The organism is Oceanococcus sp. HetDA_MAG_MS8, from assembly GCA_019192445.1.
Classification (GTDB): Bacteria; Pseudomonadota; Gammaproteobacteria; order Nevskiales; family Oceanococcaceae; genus MS8.
Genome location: JAHCMK010000009.1, coordinates 24,780 through 45,660, shown reverse-complemented (window position 1 = coordinate 45,660; position 20,881 = coordinate 24,780). Strand labels below are relative to the sequence as shown.

The following is a 20,881-nucleotide window of genomic DNA, read 5'->3' as shown; positions in this document are numbered from 1 at the left end:
ATGTGGCTAGCGATCATTTGCGCCGTGCTTAGCTGGTGGCTGAGCACGGGCGTGATCGTGTACCTGAATCTGCAGGGTGCGCATAGCCGTTATCTGAGCTTTGCCGCCGCCACTTTCATAGCGGGTCTGGCACTTTGGGCCGCGCATTGGACTGCTGCTGACAGCAGCATCATGGCAACTTACCTGGGCTTTGCCTGCGGTCTGGCCCTGTGGGGTTGGCAAATCATGAGCTACTTCATGGGCTACATCACAGGCCCCGTCAAAGCGCCGCTTCGTCAAGGCAGCAGCCCTGGCAGTCGCTTCGCTCAAGGCTTAGGCACAAGCCTGCACCATGAGCTCGTTATCCTGGCCTTGGCAGCCGCTTTAGCGATAGTGAGTTGGGGCCAAGCCAACCCGACCGCGCTCTACACCTACCTTATCTTGTGGAGCATGCACACCAGCGCCAAGCTGAATATGTTCTTGGGTGTGCGCAATTTGTACTTGGAGTTTCTGCCCGCCCGCCTCAGTTATCTGCGCAGTTACCTGCGCCGGCGCCGCGGCAACTGGCTACTCCCCCTCTCCTTGCTGCTCGGGCTACTGGGCACCACAGCTCTGATCCAAATGGCCATGCAGGCTGCCCCATCAAGTGCAGCGATGGTTCAAGCCAGCCTGTTGGCCACACTGCTAGGGCTAGCGACTTTGGAACATGTGATGCTGGTGATCCCTTTGCGGGTCAGCGCGCTATGGGACTGGAGCGTACCGGCTGCAGAAACCTGAGTTGGGAACCGCCCGGCTCCTCTGAGCATGGCTTGCGCCTGAGCTGAGGCTTACTCCGCTAGCTACTTGCAGAGCAATTACGACATTTGGTCTGCAGCGCTGGAGCAGTTAGAATTTGTGCACTGCACATGGCAGCGTCCCCGCGCTGCCGGAGAACCAACCCGGCTCGAAGCTTGCATGGCTTGAGTCTTCGCATTCGCCCCACCAACCCGTGCTTGATAGAGCTGGCTCACTGCACAGAGCAGTGTTGCAGTTCTCTTCAGGGTTGAGGCGAGCATTACGAGCAACATCGCATTTATGTCTAAAGCCCCCCAGCGCCACCCGCTGCATGAGGATCTACTGGCCTTTGTCAGTACCACCGTCATGGTAAGCCTCGGGGTGTACTTACTCTCTCAGGCCGGTCTGATCACTGGCGGCATTGCTGGTCTGTCTTTGCTGGTTAGTGAGCTCACCGGATTGAGCTTTGGCTTGCTCTTCACCGTGTTGAATGCCCCCTTCTACATCCTGGCAGTGATGGAGTTGGGTTGGCGCTTCACTATCAACACCATTTGCTGCGTGGGCATGGTGTCTATTTTTGCCGAGCAGTTATATCGCGTCTTAGAGATCAACTCCCTCAACCCCGCCTTCGCTGCTGTCGCGGGCGGTATGCTCATCGGCTTTGGTATGTTGATTGTGTTTCGTCACCAGGCCAGTCTGGGTGGCGTGGGCATCATGGCTTATTACCTGCAAAACCGGCTGGGATGGCGCGCGGGAGTTGTGCAAATGGTGGTCGATGCGGGCATTTTCGCCGTGGGGCTATTCGTGCTGCCTTGGCCACAGCTCCTGGTGTCATTGTTAGGTGCCTTTACGCTCAATAGCGTACTCGCCGTCAACCACCGTCCGGGGCGCTACCGCGTCGCCTAGGGGGCCACTGCGGGTCAAGAGCGCGGGCTGGCTCAGCCCCAGACCGTCGCCAGGGCGCACCATAAATCACCGTGAGGGCTGGCGATCTGCATCACCGAACATGCACCTCTATAGTCCTCATCCACCGCCCAACGCCACTGCGTCTGACCAATAACCAGCTCGCTCAACAAGGGTGATCGACGTTCGGGCTCTACCAGCGCCCGCGTGCTATCTAAAGCTTTATAAACCGCCTCTTTCAAAGTCCAATGAGCCAAGGGCAGTGCCGCCCAGCTTGGCGCATCCTCGGGATGCGCCACACGCTTCGCAGGATTACGGTGAAGCAGGCGCGCGGTCGACTCGATATCCACGCCCCAGCCACGCAGGCTGCGATCGGAACTGGCAACGAGCACGGCTTCGCGCCGCGTATGGCTGAGTGAAACCAACCACTGCGGAGCATCTTCCAAGTATGCATGGGCGTGGATGGGCCAATGGCGCTGCTCAGGTTGCCTGAGCACATGCGCACCTAAATCGGCGAAGGCCTGCGCCCTTGCCTGCGCTTTGTCCGCGGCATGGGCGAAAATCAACTCACAGTCCACCATCTTGTGCCCAGGACCCAGTGGCAGACTGATGGTGTGGTGTGCCGCAGCGGGCAGTACAACCATGGCTTCCGTCATGACTCGCACCATACCCTGTCCAGGTCGGCTTAGCTCAGGCCGTATTGCGCGAAGAATGGCAACGGCCTCGGGCCAAGCTCTGCTGGCCTGTTAGACTTGCGCCCCAAAACTATCTCCGTGGCCCTGGCTTGGGGCCTGGCCAGCTCAAACCTCACCATGCCTGCCCTGCTCTCCACTTACACACGTCCACTGAAGACGCTGGCTAGCGACTGCGGGGAGCACCATTTGGCGCGCTTCGTACCCCAGGGTTTTGGGCAGCCTGAGCAGCAAAGCTGGGAGATCCCCTTGCGGCATCTAGACCCTGAGCCGCAAGTGGAGATCTGGGCCACCGATCGTCCGCTGCAACACGCTGCCGACGAAGCCGGGATGTGTTGGCGCGAACATAGCGAACTGGCCATGGGCGAGCTGCGCTTGGCGATGTCGACCAACACCGACTTATATTCTCTGGCGCAAGAGGCTTATGCACGCTTATTTGGCTGGCTGCATCAGCGCCCTGGCTGGACACTCTGGCGGGTGTGGCACTACTTTCCCGATATTCATGCTGGGGTAGGCGATGCTGAGGCCTATCGCCGCTTTGTCAGCGGCCGCTACGCCGAGTTCCAGCGCCAACAACTTCCCCTCAGCGCGTATCCCGCGGCCACCGTCATTGGTAGCGACACGGGCGACTTGGTCCTGCACTTTATCGCCGGACGTGCGGCAACCGTAGCTTTAGAAAACCCGCGTCAGGTCAGTGCCTTTTGTTACCCACGCCAGTACGGTCAGCATAGTCCCTCCTTTGCCCGCGCCCGACATTTACGGAGCGACGACTTCGACCAAGTGCCTTTGTTGGTTTCCGGGACCTCTAGCGTAGTCGGCCATCGCTCCACTCATGCTGGGGATTGGCAAGCGCAGCTCAAGGATACGCAAATCAACCTGCAAACCCTTCGCTCCCAGTGCGCAGCCTCATTGCAGCTGCAGTCCTTGCGCCTGTACCTCACACCTCAAGTTCCAGCGGCTACCGCACGCCAATGTCTGCAGGCCCAGGCTCCAGGCAGCCTGCCGCTCATGACCCTTCAGGGAGATGTGTGCAGGGCGGACCTGAGCTTGGAAATCGAAGGCGTTTGGGGACGCTGAGGTTGATTGCCAGCAACAGGGATTAACTCAAGCGTCGATATCGTCTTCGAGCATTTCCAGCACCACCGGTGTGGTGCGGAGCATCCAGGCAAAGCCGCTGCGTTGCTGCTTGGGCCGCCTTGCAACGGCGGAACGCCACGCAGCATATGCCCCCAAAGTGCCCCAGGACAGAGCAAAGTAAAGGCCTAGCCCTTGCGGCCCGGACCACTGCATCATAGCGCCCGCGATAATGGGACCAAGCACAGCGCCGCCGCCGTGAAAAAGCAGCAAACTAGATGCGGCAGCGACGATCTCTTCCGGACGCAAGTGGTCATTACACAGGGCTACACAGGCCGGGTATACGCAAAATCCACTTGCACCCAGCAGAGCCAAACCTGGTAACAACCAAGCCACATCCATCCCAGCCGCTATGCTGAGGTAGATCAGCACACCCGCCACGGTCGCCACCAAACTCAAGCCCAGCAGCACCCAGCGGCGGTCCACACGATCGCCCAGATGGCCGACAGGGATCTGGGCCAAAGCACCTGACATGATGATCACAATCATCAGTGGACCAATGGCGGACGGTGCTTGCCCCAGCTTGCCCAGCATCAAGGGCACCATGCCCCATACTGCTGAAGTCGCGACACCCGATAGCAAGGCACCAACGGCTGCCAAAGGTGCGATCTTCAGCAGGCGCGTCGCGCCAAAACGTGTGTCCGGTCCTAGGGCTGGTTGTGCCAGACCAGTGAGCACCACCGGTGTCAGGGCCAAAGTAATCAAGATAGCCGCCAGGGAGAAAATGGCGAAACCCTCTGTGGGCAGCCAAATCAAAGCGCCTTGAGATGCGGCCAAGGCACTGAAGTTCACCACCATATAACTGGCAAAAACGGTGCCGCGCTGATCGCGCGGCGCCACCACGCTCATCCAGCTTTCGATGACCGCGTAAAGCCCAACCATGGCCACGCCGGTCAGCACCCGCAAGATGGCCCAGGCCCAGGCATCGATAAGCAACACATGCAGCAAGGTGGCGCTGGACGCAACAGCGGAGAACAAGGCAAAAGCACGGATATGCCCCACCCGGTTAATGATCTTCGGCCCCAGCCAGGTGCCCAGTAAAAACCCGGCGAAATAAGCCGACAGCACCAAACCGATGACCGAGTCGCTAAAACCCTCAGCGCTACCGCGCAGGGCGAGTACGGTATTCAAAATACCAACACCGCCCAGCAACAAAGCTGCGCCCATGAGTAATGCGGAAACAGGAACCAGCACGGAAATCATGGGACGAATACTAAGCGGGGTTGATGCAGTATGCATCGGCTCCCCGCTCGGGCCCGCTGGCGATGAGCTCCCGCAAACGCTGACTCGGCCCGTTAATTGCCACATCAAAACGTCTTTGCAGGGGGGTATTTTTCCCGTAGGATCAGGTCAGCTTGATCGCTCATTGATCAAGCGAACCATCTTCTTACTAGGGGGAATACATGAAAAAAGTACTGATCGGTGGCGTCTTGCTGGCTGCATCTGGCATGGCTATGGCCGAGGCACCAGGTGGCCCGAATTGTGGTTGGGGGAACATGGTGTTCCAGGGCCAGTCGGGATTGATCCCGCATCTGGGCGCTTCGCTGACCAATGGCACCTCGGGTAATGCCACCTTCGGCATGACCTCCGGAACCAATGGCTGTTCCACCGACGGTCGCCTGACCTACGGCGGCAAGGAAATGATCAGCTCCCTGATGGGCGAGCTGACCGAAGACGTAGCCCGTGGTGAAGGCGATGCTCTGAACGCAGTCGCCGCGGTGCTGGGCGTTGCTGCCGAAGATCGCGCTCATTTCGCGCAGGTCACGCATCAAAACTTCGAGCGCATCTTCCCCTCTGCTGATACCGACGTGGATAGCGTCATCGCGGCTCTGTATGCCGTGATGGCCGAAGACCAGCGTTTGGCTGCCTACGCCGCCTAAGCACAGCTTGGTATGCCCGGCGGGTCGCAGATCCGCCACTCAGCCCGGACACGGCTCGCCCTGCTCCGGGCTGTTTTTTGTCTTGCTCCTGAGATGTCTTGATGCCATCTGTCTTGCTGCGCCATCTGCTGGCGCTGACGCTGTATCTGGGTTGCTGCACCGCCGCTCAGGCTGATCTGCTCTCTGCCCTCGAGCAGGCCCGCGACCTGCAATTGGCCGATGACCCGCAATGGCGTCAGCTTTTGCACTGGCCTGCCGACCAGCGCCACTCTGAGGTCCGCGACGCCAATTTCTGGCTCAGCGAAGCAGCCCAGCCGGCTGCCGAACTGGCCGCGACCCTCTGGGCTCTGAGCCAGCCCGGCCCCTACACCGAGCAGCACCCTCTGTGTCGGTTCCCGGCCCGCCGTGCTTTTTTGCAATCACGCCTGGATTGGTCCACGACCGCCAACCCTTTGGAAGTGTGCGAGCTGTTGGCCGAGTGGCAGGCTATGGTTCGACCGACCCGCGTGACGCTGGTATTCCCGGCGTATCACTTAAACAGCCCCTCTTCCATGTTTGGTCATACGCTGCTGCGTCTGGACCCACCGGCTGATCCGGGCTGGAGCGATTGGCTGAGCTTCTCGGTGAGCTTCGGCGCCGATATCACCCAACAAGACAATTCCATGCTGTATGCCTGGAAGGGCTTGACCGGGGGCTATCCGGGACGGTTCATCGTCAGCCCCTACTTTGAGAAAATCCAGGAGTACAACGGCATCGAGAATCGCGATGTTTGGGAGTACCCGCTGGATCTCAGCCCGGTAGAGACCACGCGAATGGTGCGCCACCTGTGGGAACTCAAAGACATTGCCTTCGATTACTACTTCTTCGATAAGAACTGCTCCTACCGGGTGTTAGAGATGCTGGAGATTGCCCGTCCGGGTTTAGAGCTCACCGAAGACTTTCGCTGGACGGCCATCCCCATCGACACCATCCGCGCCGTGGGCGAGGCGGGGCTTATCACCCGCCAGGACTACAGGCCGGCGCGCGGCACTCGGCTGGAGGCGAGGCTGGCGGCACTGCCACCAGAGCAGCAACCCTGGGTCAAAAAGCTGGCCGCCGATACCAGCCTGCTAGACCACCCCGACTTTCAGTCACTGCCCGCAGAGCAACAAGCTGTAATCATTGATACCGCCTACGAATACTTGCGGTTCAACAACAGCAAAGCGGCATTACAGCCCGCCGTCGCCGCCCGCAGTCACCGACTGCTGCGGGCCATCAATGCTGGCGTGGCTACGCAGCCAGCAGACCCTCCGCGCCCTGGCGCCCCCGAAGAATCCCACCACAGCCGCCAACTCAGTTTGCGGCTGGGTGAACGCGATGGCCAGGGCTTTTCCGAACTGGGGCTGCGTTGGTCCTTTCATGATCTGGATGACAATGCGCACGGCTTCTTGCGTGGCGCTCAGATCAATATCGGCGCCATGCGCCTGCGCTGGGCTCAGGATCAGCTGCAACTGCAGCAACTGGATCTGGTGAACATCCTTAGCCTCACCCCGCGTGACGCCTTTTTCAGCCCCTGGAGCTGGGGCGTGCGCTTTGGGCTGGAGCGAGCCCCCTTCACCCTAGCTCAGGATTTGGATTGGCACCTCAGCGGAGGCGGCGGCGGTAGCTGGTTCTGGGGGCGCCGTTGGCAGAGCTTCGCCCTACTCCAGGCCCGCGTCGATGCCCCCTGGCATATGGACCGCGACCCGCATCTGGGGCTGGGCCCCGACTTGGGGCTGCTCTACCACGGCTCCAATACGCATTTACTCCTGCGCGCCACCCAGCGCTGGGAGAGTACTGGCCTGACCGAGCAAGAAGCCACGCTACGGGCAACCTGGCATCTCGGCCGCCAGCACAGTCTTCGGCTCAACCTGACCCAGGCCGGCCCACAAGGACAGACGGTGCCGGAATACTGGTTGGGCTGGCAGCACTTTTTCGACTAAGCCCCCCGCTCTGGCCCAACTGCCCGCCTGACCGCTCGCGGTCAGGGCATACCCACGGCGCCGCCTTCGGCTGCGAGCAAGGCATCTACTAGACACAAAGAGATTTCATAGAGATGACACATCCGATGCGTACGATATAACGCCATTGGAGTGCGCGCTCCCCCATTTTGTGCGTGATCACAGGAGAACCCCCATGTCATTGAATATCGATACCAGCCGGCGCAGCCTGCTGCGCGGCTTATTGTTATCTGGTGGCGCAGCGGCCAGTCTGCCGCTGTTACAAGCCTGTCAGGGTGGTCAGTCAGGCGCAGGACTGCGCGAAGGCAGCCCCAACCCCGCCATGGGTGGCGAGCTGTTCATTCCCACCGGCCCGCTGGCCAACATTGGCCCGCTGGGTGAGCCCGATCTCATCGAGGGTATTGCGGTACCAGAAGGTTTTAGCGTCCGCGCCGTGGCTCGCCATGGACTACCTCCGGCGGTGGGCAGCCTTTATCCTTGGCATGCTTTCCCCGATGGTGGCGCCTGCTACCCGCGGGAAAACGGCGGCTGGATTTACACCTCCAACTCGGAAATCCCCGGTATCGGCGGCGTGGGTGCACTGGTCTTTGATCCGGACGGCACCGTCGTCGATGCCTACCCGATTCTGACCAACACCAGCACCAACTGTGCCGGTGGCAGCACGCCCTGGAACACCTGGCTGTCCTGCGAAGAAATTGACACCGGGCTGACTTGGGAAACCGACCCTTACGGCGTTGTTGGTGGCGTGGCCAAGCCCTCTCTGGGCACCTTCAAGCACGAAGCCGCTGCCGTCGATCTGCGTAACAAGGTGGTCTACCAAACTGAGGATACCGGCGATGGGCGCTTCTACCGCTGGGTGGCCGATGCCAGCGACTGGTCTGAGTCCAGCCAACGTCTGGCCTTGGAGAACGGTCGCCTGCAGGTGATGAACATCGAAGGCTTCGAAGACGGTGGCTATCCCGAGGACGTGGCCGATATTCGCCAACTGCGGCGCGTGACTTGGGTGGATGTGGTCAGCCCGGATCAGCCGCAGGTGGAAGTGCGCTCCGCTTTGGCTGGCGCCGGTGACAGCGTACCCGGCACCCGCTTCCGGGGCGGCGAAGGCCTGTGGTTCTATGAACTCCCTGAAGAAGTCCAAAGCGTTCCGCCTGGCGGTAGCAAGCCCACCCGCGGCATCGCCTTCTTCACCACCAAGTCAGACAACCGCGTCTTTGCCTACGACGTGGAGAACGACCTGATTGAGTTGATCTTCGATAACGAGCAAATCACGCCAGCCTTCAATGACGTGGACAACCTCACCGTCAGCCCGGCTGGTGATGTGCTGGTGGCCGAGGACCTCACGGAGTCCGGTCGGGCTATTCGCATCATGGTGGTCATCCCCAACGAGCCGGCCAAAACCCTGGTCGAAGTCCGCCATGAAGGCTCGGAAATTTGCGGACCTGCCTTCTCGCCAGATGGCTCTAGACTGTACTTCAGCTCGCAGCGCGGCCCCATCCTGCCCGGACTGCAAAACCTGGCCAACTTCGTTGCCGGCGCTCCTGGCCAAGGCACCGGGGTGACCTATGAGTTGACCATTCCGGAAGAGTTTCGCGCCTAGCTTCGCCAGCCTCCGTGCATCGGGCGAAGTTGCCTCCAGCCAACTGCCCCTTCTGCGTCAGGAAGAGATGACGGCAAACGCCCTGCAATAGCGGGGCGTTTGCTTAAGCACTGTAGAACACTGCTCAAGAGTGGCTGATACGCCAAAGGCGTGTGACTGCGTTGTGGCCGCAGTTGGCCGTAGCGCCGGAGACGCCAGCTGTGACTGCGGACAATCGGCCACGGACGGCCGATTGAGGCTTGCCGAGACAGGATGTCTCGTCAAGCCGACCGCACCAAGCAGCTGGTGACGGAGGGCACCGCGAAGCGGCGCGAAGAACAGCGGCCTCAACGCAGTCACACGCCTGATTCGTAGAGCTGCTAGCCCCGGCACTACTCACCCACCAAGCGCCATACTCAGGCCTTAGTCGTGAGTTTTCTACTGCACACGATTAAGCGATTGCTGAAGAAATCCGCCAGCGAAGTAAGGCGGCCCGCCGCCTGAGCACAGAACCCGCGGCATATGCACGATATCTGAGGAGTGCCGGCAATCGGGCGCCTATGGCCGATTGACCACAGCCGCGCCACCTGCCTGCGGCGCGAGGGCAAATGCGCCCCCAGCGGGCCAACTCGCCTCAGCCCGCGTGGCAGCGCCAGCACCAATCAGGACCGCGACCGGGCCGCCTCCACGTAGGGCTGCTTGGCCTTGGCCCCCTTGCGCTCGAACAGCGGGCGCAAACGACGAAACACACTGGGCACCGTGTACGCCAAATGCGTGAGCGCGGCTGAGCTCGCCGGCACCATGCGCTCCACCTGCCCATCACGCAAACAGTCCACCACCGCCTGAGCCACCGCCTCGGGTGTGGACATGGGCTGGGAAAACACCAGGTCTGGTACCTGCTCGGGATCCGTGAGAATGAAGCCAGTAGCAATGGGCCCGGGCGAGACCACACTCACCGTCACTCCACTGCCGCGGGACTCTTCGGCCAGGGCTTGGCTAAAGGCCCGCAGGCCGAATTTGCTGGCGGAATAACTGGCTTCATCGGGAACCGGCACCCGCCCGGCCAAGGAGGCCACATTCACGATGGCTCCATGCCCGCGCTCACGCATGGCCGGCAATACGGCGTGGGTGAGCTGCATTGGGGCCAGCAGATTCAGCTCAATCACCGCCGCCATCTGCTCCGCACTTAGCGTATGCAGCGGCCCACGATGGTTCACACCGGCGTTATTCACCAGCGCATCGATGCGCCCAAACCGTGCAACAGCTTGATCCACAAGCCGCTGGCGACCTGCCGCTAAGCTCACATCACAGGCCACCGTCTGCACCTGATCAGACGCGTCCAGTTCTTGTGCCAGCTGCAATAAGCCCTGCTCACCGCGCGCCGCAAGAACAACTTTGGCACCCTCCCTCACGCAGACTCTGGCCACGCTAGCACCGACTCCGGCCGATGCCCCGGTAATCACCACCACCTTATCTTTAAGATCCACGTCGTGTTCTCCTCCATCAATACGGCTGCCCCCCGTAGGCACGAGGGCTTTGCAGGCAGCGCGGTGTTGTCGTTGCGTCCGATTGTACGCTTGACAAACCCCTGAAAAAGGTCACACTGCGTTAATGACACTTTAATGTCAGAACCTTGGCTTAAGACCCGGCGCTTTGTCCGCTTTTTCGCGTAACGGGTTGGAGGTGTGCAGTGAGCGATGCAAGCAAACTTGGAGAAATGTTGGTCCGTGGTGGCTTCGTTCACGACTACGATGTGGATAACGCTCTGCGTCATCAACCCCGCCTATCCAAACCCTTGGGCGATATTCTGCGCCGACGCGGCTTACTGAACCGGGAAGAACAACGCTTGACACTGACCCTGCAGGCTCGCCTCAGAGAACTTCAGCAAACGGCCCGCGAGTTTTTCCGCATGGTTGCTCCAGCGCCATTGTTGCGCCGTCGCTGTGGACTACAGCTCGGTCAGCTCCTAGTATCCACCGGGCAAATCACCCAAACCCAATTGCAACAGGCACTGACCGCCCAAAAGCGAAGTAAGCGCCATCTAGGCGAAGAGTTGGTTGCTCAGGGTGCCATTAGCCAGCAGGCACTGAACGACAAATTGCGTATGCAGAAACGTCTGTGGGCCGCAGCCATGGGTACGGCTCTGGCCATGCAAGCGGCACCTGGTTTGGCGGCCGGCCCAGCGAGCCATGCCGCAGCCAATGCTCCCAGTTTCCACGCTGAAGAAGAGCCTGCCGCAGTCGTCTTCCCTGAGCTGCGTCAATGTCAGAGCCAACGCTTGCAAGAGCAGCTTGAACACGAAATTGCCAACCTTGGCCTAAGCCGAGCCGTGAGCAAGCAACAACTGGCGGTGGCGCTGGTCGACATCACGGAGCCTGCGGCGCCGCAAATGGCCGCCTTGAATGGCGACCAAATGATGTATGCCGCCAGCCTGCCGAAAATTGGCATTTTGCTTGGTGCCATGCAGAAAGTGGCAGACGGTGAACTGGATTACGACCCGCAAACCCAAGCCACCTTAACCAAGATGATTCGCAGCTCATCCAACGCTGCGGCCACCGCCGTGTACGAAAAGGTGGGCCCGGATTATCTGGCCGATACGCTGCTTCGCTATGGCCTTTATGATCCTGAATACAATGGTGGGCTCTGGGTCGGAAAACCCTATTCCAAAGGTCCAGCCTGGAAGCGCGATCCGTTACACGGCATCTCGCATGGCGCCACACCCATCCAAGTTGCTCGATTTTTATACCTGATGGAAACCGGGCAATTGGTCTCCACCGAGCTTTCGGCTGCCATCAAACGCACCATGGGCAAACCTGCCATTGCTCACAAGTTCGTCAAAGGCTTGCGGCAGGCCGCTCCAGAGTCACGCATTTTTCGCAAATCTGGGACCTGGCGGAACTATCACTCGGATGCGGCTTTGGTCGAGCGTGATGGTCGACGCTACATTGCCGTGGCGCTGGCCCAATCGGCTCAGGGTAGTCGCTGGCTCAGCGACTTAATCGTGTCCATGGATAGCATCATCCACCACCCCTTAGCAGCTGCTTCTGTGGATGTGGCCAGCGCCGAGTAACAAAGCCCCGTCAAAGACACCCGAGCGACTGTTCGCCCAAATCGAAGGCTAAGCCGGAGCCGCGCGGTTGTAATTGGCTAGACGACCCAGCCGGGTTTGGGCGATACGAGCAATTAAGTACACCCACAAGGCGACCGTCACCACGGTGATCCAGCTCAGCTCTTCTAGTTCCAGCGACCAGGGCAGCCATACCGTACAGATCTTGATCAGCAGCGACCCCAGGATACGGAACAGGCGGTAGCCAAACATATCGATCCAAGCCTTAGCTTTGTAGATCAGTTCGCCATCCACCGGCACATAGAGCAACTCCCTGGACACGCGGTTGATGGAGTAAGACAGACCCCGGTCGCTGATTTTCATAAGCGCTGCCACCGGCAAGCTGCTCACCACCATAAAGGCCAAGCTAGAGAGCAAGACCAGCAGCGGCTGCACTAGCAAGCCTCCCAGCGTGCCGAACTGGCGCAATATCACCGGAACAACAACTAAGTTGGTGGCCAAAGCGCAGGCTGAAAGCAGCGCAAAAAATCCGGCTAAGTACGCTGTTCTCGGGTCTCGATCGGGGTAGTTCACTTCGACGATGGAGAGGAACTGATACTCGATAACCGGGGCGATTAATTGCGCAGTGAGTAATATTCCGGCAATTCCAAGCAAATACGGCTGAGCCAACATTTGCTTGAAGGAGTGCATGCTGCCCACCGGCAGAGCGCGATAGCCCTGGCGCTCTACGAACAAGCCCACGCGCGAGAAAACAATAGTGACGACGGCCAGAACGACCAGTATCAGAACGGCCACCATTAGCAAATCCGAGGTTGGCAGATCGAAGCGGCTAAGCAACACCGAGCCCAGTCCACCACTCACCATCCCACCCAGCAAGCCCCCACTGGCTACTAAGCCATACCAGCGCCGGCCTTCAGCTAGCACGAAACTGGAATTGGCTAGGCTCCACACCTGCTCCACTAAAACCACGCTCATGATGTCGGTGAATATCGCGAAAGCAACTGCCGTCACCGGCCCGGCACTATCCAGCTGATACCAAAACCACACCAAACCAGCCTGGCTGAGAACAATGCTGCTCACCACCAGCTGTACGCGGGGAATTTTTTGGATGCAGCGCTGATACAGGGGCATGAGCAGGCCAATCATCAGCGCCGAGGCAATCCATAAATACGGCAAGGCCTGGGCCGAAAGATGCTCGAGAAACAACGACCGACTTGCGGGTTTGACCTGATAGTAGGCCAGCATCACCAAGAAAAACGACCCAGTTAGGCCGACTGCCCGAAGTGCCGCGACATTCCGCGCCGCCTTGCTTTGCTGCCCGTGAGCTCTACTCGGCACCCTGTACTACTCCGTGCTTTTGCAGCATGAGACGATGAATGGCGCCCGCCAAGCGCTGGTGCGCCACTGCGGAATTAACCCTCAGTACGTTTGAGCGCACACTGACCAGGTACTGAACTTGCGGCTCATCCGCGGGGTACTGCACCAGAATCGTTGAGGTCAATAAGTTGATGCGGTTGCCTCGATAAGGACCACAGCTAAAACCCTCTTCAGGTTTACAGCTGTATAAAGAACCCGACTTAAAGTATACGGCTGAGTCGGTGAGTACCGGATGCGAGGCGTAGCGGATGCGCCGCTGCGTTTGGTACATCAGCCGCAGCATCTCATGACTACTGAAGCGATCCAATAATTTCCCTTGCAGCATCCGATACAGCATCTGATTCAAAGCCAGTGGGCTGGCGTAGCTCTGCCGGCTGGCCACCTGCGCCTTACCTTGACGCGTGAGCAAGCTGCCCTGGCGTAATTGCTCAGGGTCCAAACCCGCTGCGACTACCGCCCGGTCCATCGCTTCAGCCAAAACCTCGCCTCGCTGCACTTTATTTAGCTCCGCCCAGACGCGCTCCCGCCGCGCTGACGACGCGGCGTAGTCACGCTGCATGTGGGCCAGCAAGATGACTTGCTGCATTAGCACTGAAGCGGCGGCATTGGAGCTTGCACTGATCATCCAGTCCAAATACTCAAAGAGACTGGCTTGATCGCCAGGTTGTAGCGGACGGTATTGCAGCTCTTGTTCCGTAGGCTGCCAAATCGGCACCTTGTGGTGGTCTGGCGTGGCAATGCTACTCGCCACTACCTGCGTATTTCGCAGAATCTCCAAGCGCTGCTCGGGCTCTGGCCACCACTGCTGGAGTTGGTGCAGAACTGCCAAGGCCACCAACAGCTTGCCTACACTGCCAACATTGCCTAAGCGCTCAGCATGCCAGTCCACAACCTCGATCTGCTTGGCATCACTCAAGTCCACCAGATGCAAGGCATAGCTGTCGGCATGAACACCCAGGGCAGAACGAATCTCGTCCCGCAGCGATGTATCCATGGCCTGCGGAAAGCTGTGGGCAAAGGTGCCAGCTGGAGGTATTTGAACTTGGTCTAGCGGTAACAGCGCCCCCGGGTGCTGGCGACGCACGTTGGCAATCTCTCCGCTATGTCCGCGCGCGTAGAAATCCAGGCGTCGAATACCGGTGCGCTCATAGCCATCCAAGGGATACGCTGAAACGAACCCAGCCCACACGCCCAGTAGCAAGGCGCACCATTTCATAACTCCACACTCACGGGCTGCTGCATAGCAATGCGGCGCCGAGCGAACTCCGCCATGGGCTGATCTAGCGCCTGAAGGTATGCGTTGCTAGTGGCGTCACGGTTCTGGACTAAAGGCCGAATTTGGAACAACACCAGGTTATTGCCGCTAAAGCCGAACTCCACATCCGCAGGCTGAACCTCAGCGCCATCATCGAGCAAATCCGTACAGCACTGTGCAATCTGTTCCACCAGCTTGAGCAAACGTTGTTGGCGGGCAGAATTGAGTAGCAGACCAATATTTTTGACCCGCTGCTGACGGACCCCACCCTGTTCTTTGAGAGCGTAACGATAGGGCTCGGTGGCGGATTGCAAAAATTGCGCCTGACCGCCCTTCTGTAACTCCCAACTCTCGGCAGACTGCCCGGACACGCCACCACCTGGCCCTTCATTCATCGTCAGCTTGAGCGGGAAGGGGGCACGGGATGGTGAGCCTTGGGTAATCAGCACGCCCGAGGCGCCGACATCCACACTTTGATGGAGCAGCACAGCGGCATATACATTCATGGGGTCAGGAATCATGGCTTGGCGCCAACCCCAAGAACGTTCACTGAACACCGAGGCCCAGACACTGCGAATCGCTGCCAAGGTCGGCTCCCAGCCCACCACATGAGGAACCGTCTTATTCAGTCCTGCCCCGGAGAAATTGGGCAGGTCCTCAATATTGGTATCACTGCGCACGAAGACACCAAACTCTCCTAGCGCGCCAAATTGCCTGACCATCGCTGCGCGCAACCCTTCTTGAAACCCAGCAGGAAAGGGCGCCGTTTGCATATGCTCCTGCGCAGCTTGCAAGGTTTGCTGCAACAGGGCACGGCGCGCCTCGCCTGCAGGCATGGCCTGCCACTGGGCATAGCGCTGCGCCAACCAATCCCGAAATGGGCCAGCTTGACCTTGCCGGGGCTGCTCCAACATACGGGCAAACCAGGCAAAAGGAATCGCCAGCCCCGGCGAGACCGTCCCGGGAAAGCGCTGCGCCAACTCCCCTAACTTGGCCGCCTTGGGGCCCACCCGGCGCCCGGAATCCGCCAAGGTCAAATCACTCAAGCCAATGAAACCCGATCGACCCGCAGGAAGATCCAATTCCAGCTTGGCGAGGTTTGGCTGCAAGGGGCTAGGTCCTGCCGCACCCGCTTGTTCCGCCACGGCCAGCTCAGGCGTTTTGCCGAGTATGTGCACGACTCCGCCGGGGCTGGCGGCCATGAACAACTCTTGCTGTCGCGCCTTTTGCAGCCGCTCTAAGGCCGGCCCACTCGCCACGACATTTGGAATACCCAGGTTCTGGGCGAGGAGTTGTACATGGGATAAGGCATTGCCAGCATCCGCTGTGATGATGCCAGCAACGCTGGGAAGATCCGCGACCGTTTCTTCGACCAAAGCAATTTGTGGCCGATCCTGAGCTAACTGCAGCTCCTGCGTACCTCGCAGCATGCCCTGTGCCACACCGGGGTTGAGCACTTGGAGACCGGAGGCCAAGGGCTCGCCAAGAATGCGATGCTCCAACCCAAGCTCCAGGGCCAGATCTCGTTGCAGCCAATCCATCATGCGGCTGTGGACCAACACAGGGCTGGCGCGCAGACGGTCCGTGACAAAGTCCGCAGCCATAGGCTCGATGGCACTCAATGTGTTCTGCATGGGGCCGAAGAACAACACATAGCGACGGCGCGCCCACTGCGGCACTCGCTCCAAGGTCGACAGGGCCTGGCGATAATCTTCTACCATCAAAGCCGATTGCTTGAGTTGGCGTATAGCCTTGGCCGCGGCGTCATACTCGGTTTCGGTAATAAAGGCTGCACCGAACAAGGCGCGCAGGTTGTAATCCAGCCAGTCCACCAGTTCCGCGCGTTGTGGGCGTGACTGAGCCTCCAGCCAACGCTGCCCCAACGCAAAGATTCTCTCTTCCAAGGCCAGGCTTAGCTGCACGGCTTCTAAGCGCCCTGCAGGCTGACCATCCCCTGCGATGAGGTGCAACAACCGCGTTTGCGCCCAGGCCAGCCTGCGCAGATCAGCCACCGACGCCGGTGCACTGGAGGCTAGTACATCAGCCGCCGTTTGCAGTGCATCAGTCACAGGAGGGTTGTAGCGAGCGAACTGACGCAGCTTTTGGGGCAGCTCTGCAGAGCTAAATAAGGCGTCGATGCTCCGCGCCAAATTCTCCAGCTCCGTTTGTACCTCGGGTTGATCGGTCAATGCCTGCGCCCGACGTACAGCCTGAGCATCTTCAGGCTGCAAACGCGTGTGGATTTTATTGCGCAGCGGCGCCAAAGCCGGCACTTGCTCGGCCAGCTGGTTGGATAGCGTTCTAATCCGTTGCAGGGGCGCGCTCGCGCCCTCTATGGGAAGCTGCCGCGCGGCCTCACGAATCAGCGCCAACCGGGCTTTACGCGGCTGATCATCGGCCAGCATGCGCAGCAAGGCTGTCCGCGCAGCTTGGCGCTCATCGTCATCTTGCAGCACGCCGCGGAAATAGCGGGCTTGGCGCCAAATCCAGCCGTCATCGCGCGCCATGAGATAGCGTTCGATCAAAACCGAGGTCAGCACATCCAGCCCGGCATCCGTCTGTGCCGCTAACTGCTGCGGTGGAATCGCCGCCAGGATGTTGGCGATCCAGTATCCGTTCTCACGCAAATTCTGCGCTGACTGCAACCAGAGCCCGTGTTGGCGACCTCCTCCCACTTCTTCGCAGGCGTAGGGTCGTGGCATACGCACGGACCCATCGGCGCAGTACCAGCGCACCCCCACAAAGGGACCGCGCTCGGCCTGCTTCCAGCTGGTGAGAAGGGTTTGTGTTTGCTGATCTGCTGGCTCTGCAGCCCACGTCGTTCCGGGAAGCAGCGCCAAGGCCACACCCAGCGAGACAAGGAGCCGCAACGCTAGGCTCGCGCTGCCAGCTGGACGGCACTGCGTCTGCTCAGGTCGCTGTGCGACCACTCGATTCTCCATCCTGCATCCTAAGCCAGGGTAATTGATGCGCAAGCGCCCAGGCGACGCTTGGCGAAGGTTCGCCGACCAGATTGCCTGAAATTTGTTGCAGGTCAAAGGCTGTGTTGCTGGCGATACTCTCCGGCCGACTGGGAAAACCAGCGCCGACAGGCACGGCTGAAACTCGCGGTATCGGTATACCCCAACTGCAGGGCGATTTCGTCCAGGGTCATATCGGTCGTGCGGAGCAAACTCTGGGCCAGGAGCCGGCGCTCTTGATCAGCAATGGCCCGGAAACTGGTACCGGCCTCATCCAATTTGCGGCGCAGATTACGCGGCGACATGGCCAGCGCCTGCGCCACATCTTCCAGGGTAGACACCAGCCCCAAGGGCCCCAGCAGCAAATGGCGCACCTTGCCCTCCAGGCCGGCGGGCTGGCGGCGCTGCAGTTGGGCCCGACATTGGTCCTCAAACATTCGCACCAAAGCCGCATCGTACATGGGCAGCGGTAGCTCCAAATCTTGTGGGTGCAAGACCAGCGCGTTGGCATCGCTACCAAACTCTGGCTGCACCTCACTTAACTCGGCCAAACGGGCGGCATAGGTCGGCGCTGGTCCTGCGAAGCGCAAAGCTTTGAGGTGGATGCCGCTCAGGCTGAGCTCCTGCAACAGGCAGGAGGCGGTGGCCATATCGCGTTCGAGCAAAAACGGACGCACATCCTCAGGCACCTTCCCAGCATCGACTAGCAAGCAGACCTCTTGGGGCTTGTATGCAATGCTGAAATCGCAATACGCCGTGCTCAATGGCAGGTAGCGCAGTGCCGTCTCTACGGCTTGACGCAAGGTTTGGCTGGTCCGCAAGGCGAAACCCCACAGGCCAAAGGTCGACATGCTGTATTGCAATCCCAGCTCAAAGCCCAAGGCAGGGTGGTCGGGCAAGGCGGCGATGATATTCCGAATAAGGCGCAGCTCTTGGGCTCTTTGAATGAGGTATTCACTGCCAATCTGCGCGGGGTCGATGCCGGTCTGCTCCAAACAGCGCTGCATGCCAACACCGTGTTTGGCGGCAAAGTTCACCATCACTTGAGCAATGGCCCAAGGGTGAAGAACCGGCGCGGATGGGGTCATCACGTCTCCTGTGTTGGCGCTGCGGGCAGCATCGCCCGCTGGGATGAATGGCATCGGCCTGCAAACACCGGCCCCACTGCGGCGCCAGGCACTGGCCGAAAATGCGGCATCAACGGCCCCAAATGCCCTGCCCAGGGAGTCGCCAAAGCGCTAGATTAACCCTCAGGAAGACATCAATTGAGCCTCGCCCATGGATCACGACGCCGACTTACACCGTTTACACCGCGAAGCCATCCAAGCGGCTAAAGCTTACATGGGCGAGCCTGCCTGGGGCACGGTCGCCTTCACCCTGCTCATTCTTGCCGCCATTCTCGGAACGCTGGGAAGCTTTGCCATGGGTTGGATCAATGTATGGCTGGCGCTGCCGGTCTATGCCTTGCTCACCTACATGTCTTACACGCCATTGCATGAGGCCGCGCATGGAAATATCCATGGTGACCGCGACGGTCTGCGCTGGCTGAATGCGGCTTGCGGTATGGCCATGGCGCCCTGGATTATGGTGCCTTATGCCTCACACAAGCTGGAGCATTTCACCCACCACCGGCATACCAACCAACCCGGGAAAGACCCAGATTTCATCGTCCAAGGTATGGGCGGAGGACCGTGGAGTTTTCTGAAAACCATCCTGCAGTTCTTGTGGGTACAGAACAGCTTTTTCCCACGCCATCACTGGGGATCTGCCAGCACTCTGGACCGCACAATCTATGCGCTGGAACTCACGATTTCCCTGGGCTGGCGTGTGGCCTTTGTCGCCGGAGTTAGCCAGCCGGGCTCTGTGGCCCTGATCGTCATTGGCTACCTCATCGGCGCCACCTTCACCGCCTATTGGTTTGCCTACAGACCCCACCTGCCCTACAAAACGGCCGCGCGCTATCAAAACACCAACAGCATGTTGGTGCCCACATGGCTGAAGCCGCTGGAATGGCTGTGGCTGGGGCAAAATCTGCACTCCATTCATCACCTGTTTCCGCGTGTGCCCTTTTATCGGTATCACGCCCTGCACCGGGACATTGAGCCGACGATGCGCGCCCATGGCACTCCCATGATCGGCATCTTCAGCCGGCAACCCATTCCCGCAGCCACAGACACCCCCGCCACGCAGCCCTGAGCACGCCGCCTTTGGTGGCCAGACCCGCAGCTTGAGCGCTGCATAACCACCAGCCCCCTCGGCGAAGATGGCCTTGGTAGCGCCCAAGGTTTGCGACAATGGGCGCATGAACAGACACCACCCTTACTCCATTGGCACCCCGGGAACCCCCTGGGGCCCGGCCGACAAAGCAGCCTGGGCGAAGGCTCAGAAAGTTCAACGCAGTTATGCCGATGAGGTCCTCAGACGCATCGAAGACCTGCGCCAAGACTACGCCGTGCATCAATATGGACAGCTGGACATCGACCCCGAGCGGTATCCACTCTATGCCCTGCGCAGCCTGGACTGGGCAGAGGATCGACCTGTGGTTCTGGTTACCGGCGGCGTTCATGGCTATGAAACCAGCGGAGTACAAGGGGCCCTGTTGTTTGCGGCGCAGTACGCCGCGAACTATGCCGGACAAATCAACCTGCTCATTGCGCCCTGCGTGAGCCCTTGGGGCTATGAACGCATTCAGCGCTGGAACCCCTATGCGGTGGACCCGAACCGCAGCTTTGGAAATCGCGCCGCGCAGGAGTCTGCGGCTTTGGTGGACTTGGTGATGCCGCACCGGGAACAAGTCCTGGTGCACTTGGATCTGCACGAAACCACCAACTCCGATGAAGAAGAATTCCGGCCGGCGCTAGCCGCACGCGATGGCAGCACCTTCGAACCCGGCACTATTCCGGACGGCTTTTATCTGGTGGGGGATAGCGAGCAGCCACAACGCGCCTTCAATGCCGCCATCATCGACGCCGTATCCCAGGTGACGCATATCGCCCCAGCCGACGAGCAAGGCCGCCTGATTGGTGATCCCATCGTCAGCGAGGGCTTGATCGAGTATCCCGTGGAGCGCGCCGGGCTCTGTGCAGGCGTGACCCCAGCGCCCTATCGCAGCACCACCGAGGTGTATCCGGACAGCCCGCGAACGACGCCAGCCGAGTGCAACAAAGCCCAAGCGGCCGCCGTTTGTGCGGCCATCGATTACGCCTTGGCGCATCCGGATTGATCCCTTCGCATTGGTGCCAACCCGGCCGGGGCCTTGCGGCGATCCGACCGGGCCAGCGAAACGATCCGGCGCTGAGCGCAAC

The 20,881-nt window shown here is 60.0% G+C and carries 16 protein-coding genes; 9 read left to right on the top strand and 7 right to left on the bottom strand.

Features of this window, described 5'->3' with window-relative positions; translation table 11 throughout:
- Positions 1 to 756, top strand: coding sequence for a DUF3623 family protein (locus KI787_13735; protein ID MBV6631011.1), 756 nt, complete (start codon positions 1 to 3; stop codon positions 754 to 756).
- A gap of 297 nt (positions 757 to 1,053) precedes the next feature.
- Entirely contained in the window at positions 1,054 to 1,659 is a 606-nt protein-coding gene (locus KI787_13730; GenBank protein ID MBV6631010.1) for a YitT family protein, read from the top strand.
- 32 nt (positions 1,660 to 1,691) lie between these two features.
- Here the strand turns inward: KI787_13730 and KI787_13725 are convergent, their stop codons facing one another.
- Positions 1,692 to 2,312 carry a 4'-phosphopantetheinyl transferase superfamily protein gene (locus KI787_13725; GenBank protein ID MBV6631009.1) on the bottom strand — a complete coding sequence of 207 codons (621 nt, stop codon included), beginning with the start codon at positions 2,310 to 2,312 and terminating at the stop codon, positions 1,692 to 1,694.
- A gap of 96 nt (positions 2,313 to 2,408) precedes the next feature.
- Between KI787_13725 and KI787_13720 the strand changes: the two genes are divergently transcribed.
- Entirely contained in the window at positions 2,409 to 3,425 is a 1,017-nt protein-coding gene (locus KI787_13720) for a hypothetical protein (GenBank protein MBV6631008.1), read from the top strand.
- Between the two features lie 27 nt (positions 3,426 to 3,452).
- On the opposite strand, the gene KI787_13715 is transcribed toward KI787_13720, so the two are convergent.
- The gene (locus KI787_13715) at positions 3,453 to 4,685 is read right to left on the bottom strand and encodes an MFS transporter (protein ID MBV6631007.1); all 1,233 of its coding nucleotides are present in this window, start codon (positions 4,683 to 4,685) and stop codon (positions 3,453 to 3,455) included.
- Between the two features lie 200 nt (positions 4,686 to 4,885).
- Between KI787_13715 and KI787_13710 the strand changes: the two genes are divergently transcribed.
- The 3 genes from KI787_13710 to KI787_13700 all read left to right on the top strand — a co-directional run bounded on the left by KI787_13710 (position 4,886) and on the right by KI787_13700 (position 8,938).
- A complete protein-coding gene (locus KI787_13710) occupies positions 4,886 to 5,362 on the top strand; it encodes a DUF3015 domain-containing protein (GenBank protein ID MBV6631006.1) in 477 nt (158 codons plus the stop codon).
- Between the two features lie 101 nt (positions 5,363 to 5,463).
- On the top strand, positions 5,464 to 7,323 hold the full coding sequence (locus KI787_13705; GenBank protein ID MBV6631005.1) for a DUF4105 domain-containing protein: 1,860 nt from the start codon (positions 5,464 to 5,466) through the stop codon (positions 7,321 to 7,323).
- A gap of 193 nt (positions 7,324 to 7,516) precedes the next feature.
- Positions 7,517 to 8,938 carry a DUF839 domain-containing protein gene (locus KI787_13700; GenBank protein MBV6631004.1) on the top strand — a complete coding sequence of 474 codons (1,422 nt, stop codon included), beginning with the start codon at positions 7,517 to 7,519 and terminating at the stop codon, positions 8,936 to 8,938.
- A gap of 641 nt (positions 8,939 to 9,579) precedes the next feature.
- On the opposite strand, the gene KI787_13695 is transcribed toward KI787_13700, so the two are convergent.
- Positions 9,580 to 10,404 carry an SDR family NAD(P)-dependent oxidoreductase gene (locus KI787_13695; protein MBV6631003.1) on the bottom strand — a complete coding sequence of 275 codons (825 nt, stop codon included), beginning with the start codon at positions 10,402 to 10,404 and terminating at the stop codon, positions 9,580 to 9,582.
- A 203-nt stretch (positions 10,405 to 10,607) separates the two neighbouring features.
- Between KI787_13695 and KI787_13690 the strand changes: the two genes are divergently transcribed.
- Complete coding sequence (locus tag KI787_13690; protein MBV6631002.1) at positions 10,608 to 11,987, top strand: serine hydrolase; 1,380 nt, start codon at positions 10,608 to 10,610, stop codon at positions 11,985 to 11,987.
- A gap of 48 nt (positions 11,988 to 12,035) precedes the next feature.
- Here KI787_13690 and KI787_13685 read toward each other — a convergent pair whose 3' ends face one another.
- The 4 genes from KI787_13685 to KI787_13670 all read right to left on the bottom strand — a co-directional run bounded on the left by KI787_13685 (position 12,036) and on the right by KI787_13670 (position 18,664).
- Complete coding sequence (locus KI787_13685; GenBank protein ID MBV6631001.1) at positions 12,036 to 13,322, bottom strand: ATP translocase; 1,287 nt, start codon at positions 13,320 to 13,322, stop codon at positions 12,036 to 12,038.
- Complete coding sequence (locus tag KI787_13680) at positions 13,312 to 14,577, bottom strand: serine hydrolase (protein MBV6631000.1); 1,266 nt, start codon at positions 14,575 to 14,577, stop codon at positions 13,312 to 13,314. Before KI787_13680 ends, KI787_13685 begins: the two co-directional genes overlap by 11 nt.
- Entirely contained in the window at positions 14,574 to 17,486 is a 2,913-nt protein-coding gene (locus tag KI787_13675; protein MBV6630999.1) for a hypothetical protein, read from the bottom strand. The genes KI787_13680 and KI787_13675 overlap by 4 nt, the downstream gene beginning before the upstream one ends.
- Positions 17,487 to 17,650: 164 nt before the next feature.
- Complete coding sequence (locus KI787_13670) at positions 17,651 to 18,664, bottom strand: AraC family transcriptional regulator (protein MBV6630998.1); 1,014 nt, start codon at positions 18,662 to 18,664, stop codon at positions 17,651 to 17,653.
- Positions 18,665 to 18,854: 190 nt separating this feature from the next.
- Here KI787_13670 and KI787_13665 point away from each other — a divergent pair, with 190 nt between their 5' ends.
- Both KI787_13665 and KI787_13660 read left to right on the top strand, forming a co-directional pair.
- Positions 18,855 to 19,772: a fatty acid desaturase gene (locus KI787_13665; GenBank protein ID MBV6630997.1), complete on the top strand. Its 918-nt coding sequence runs from the start codon at positions 18,855 to 18,857 to the stop codon at positions 19,770 to 19,772.
- A gap of 106 nt (positions 19,773 to 19,878) precedes the next feature.
- Positions 19,879 to 20,799 (top strand): M14 family metallocarboxypeptidase, encoded by a 921-nt coding sequence (locus tag KI787_13660; protein MBV6630996.1) that lies wholly within the window; start codon positions 19,879 to 19,881, stop codon positions 20,797 to 20,799.
- Positions 20,800 to 20,881 lie beyond the last annotated feature (82 nt).

Coding starts and splice junctions, on each gene's coding strand:
- KI787_13705 (MBV6631005.1), top strand. CDS start 5,464: ATGCCATCTGTCTTGCTGCGCCATCTGCTGGCGCTGACGCTGTATCTG.
- KI787_13710 (MBV6631006.1), top strand. CDS start 4,886: ATGAAAAAAGTACTGATCGGTGGCGTCTTGCTGGCTGCATCTGGCATG.
- KI787_13735 (MBV6631011.1), top strand. CDS start 1: ATGTGGCTAGCGATCATTTGCGCCGTGCTTAGCTGGTGGCTGAGCACG.
- KI787_13700 (MBV6631004.1), top strand. CDS start 7,517: ATGTCATTGAATATCGATACCAGCCGGCGCAGCCTGCTGCGCGGCTTA.
- KI787_13730 (MBV6631010.1), top strand. CDS start 1,054: ATGTCTAAAGCCCCCCAGCGCCACCCGCTGCATGAGGATCTACTGGCC.
- KI787_13670 (MBV6630998.1), bottom strand. CDS start 18,664: ATGACCCCATCCGCGCCGGTTCTTCACCCTTGGGCCATTGCTCAAGTG.
- KI787_13665 (MBV6630997.1), top strand. CDS start 18,855: ATGGATCACGACGCCGACTTACACCGTTTACACCGCGAAGCCATCCAA.
- KI787_13680 (MBV6631000.1), bottom strand. CDS start 14,577: ATGAAATGGTGCGCCTTGCTACTGGGCGTGTGGGCTGGGTTCGTTTCA.
- KI787_13725 (MBV6631009.1), bottom strand. CDS start 2,312: ATGACGGAAGCCATGGTTGTACTGCCCGCTGCGGCACACCACACCATC.
- KI787_13660 (MBV6630996.1), top strand. CDS start 19,879: ATGAACAGACACCACCCTTACTCCATTGGCACCCCGGGAACCCCCTGG.
- KI787_13715 (MBV6631007.1), bottom strand. CDS start 4,685: ATGATTTCCGTGCTGGTTCCTGTTTCCGCATTACTCATGGGCGCAGCT.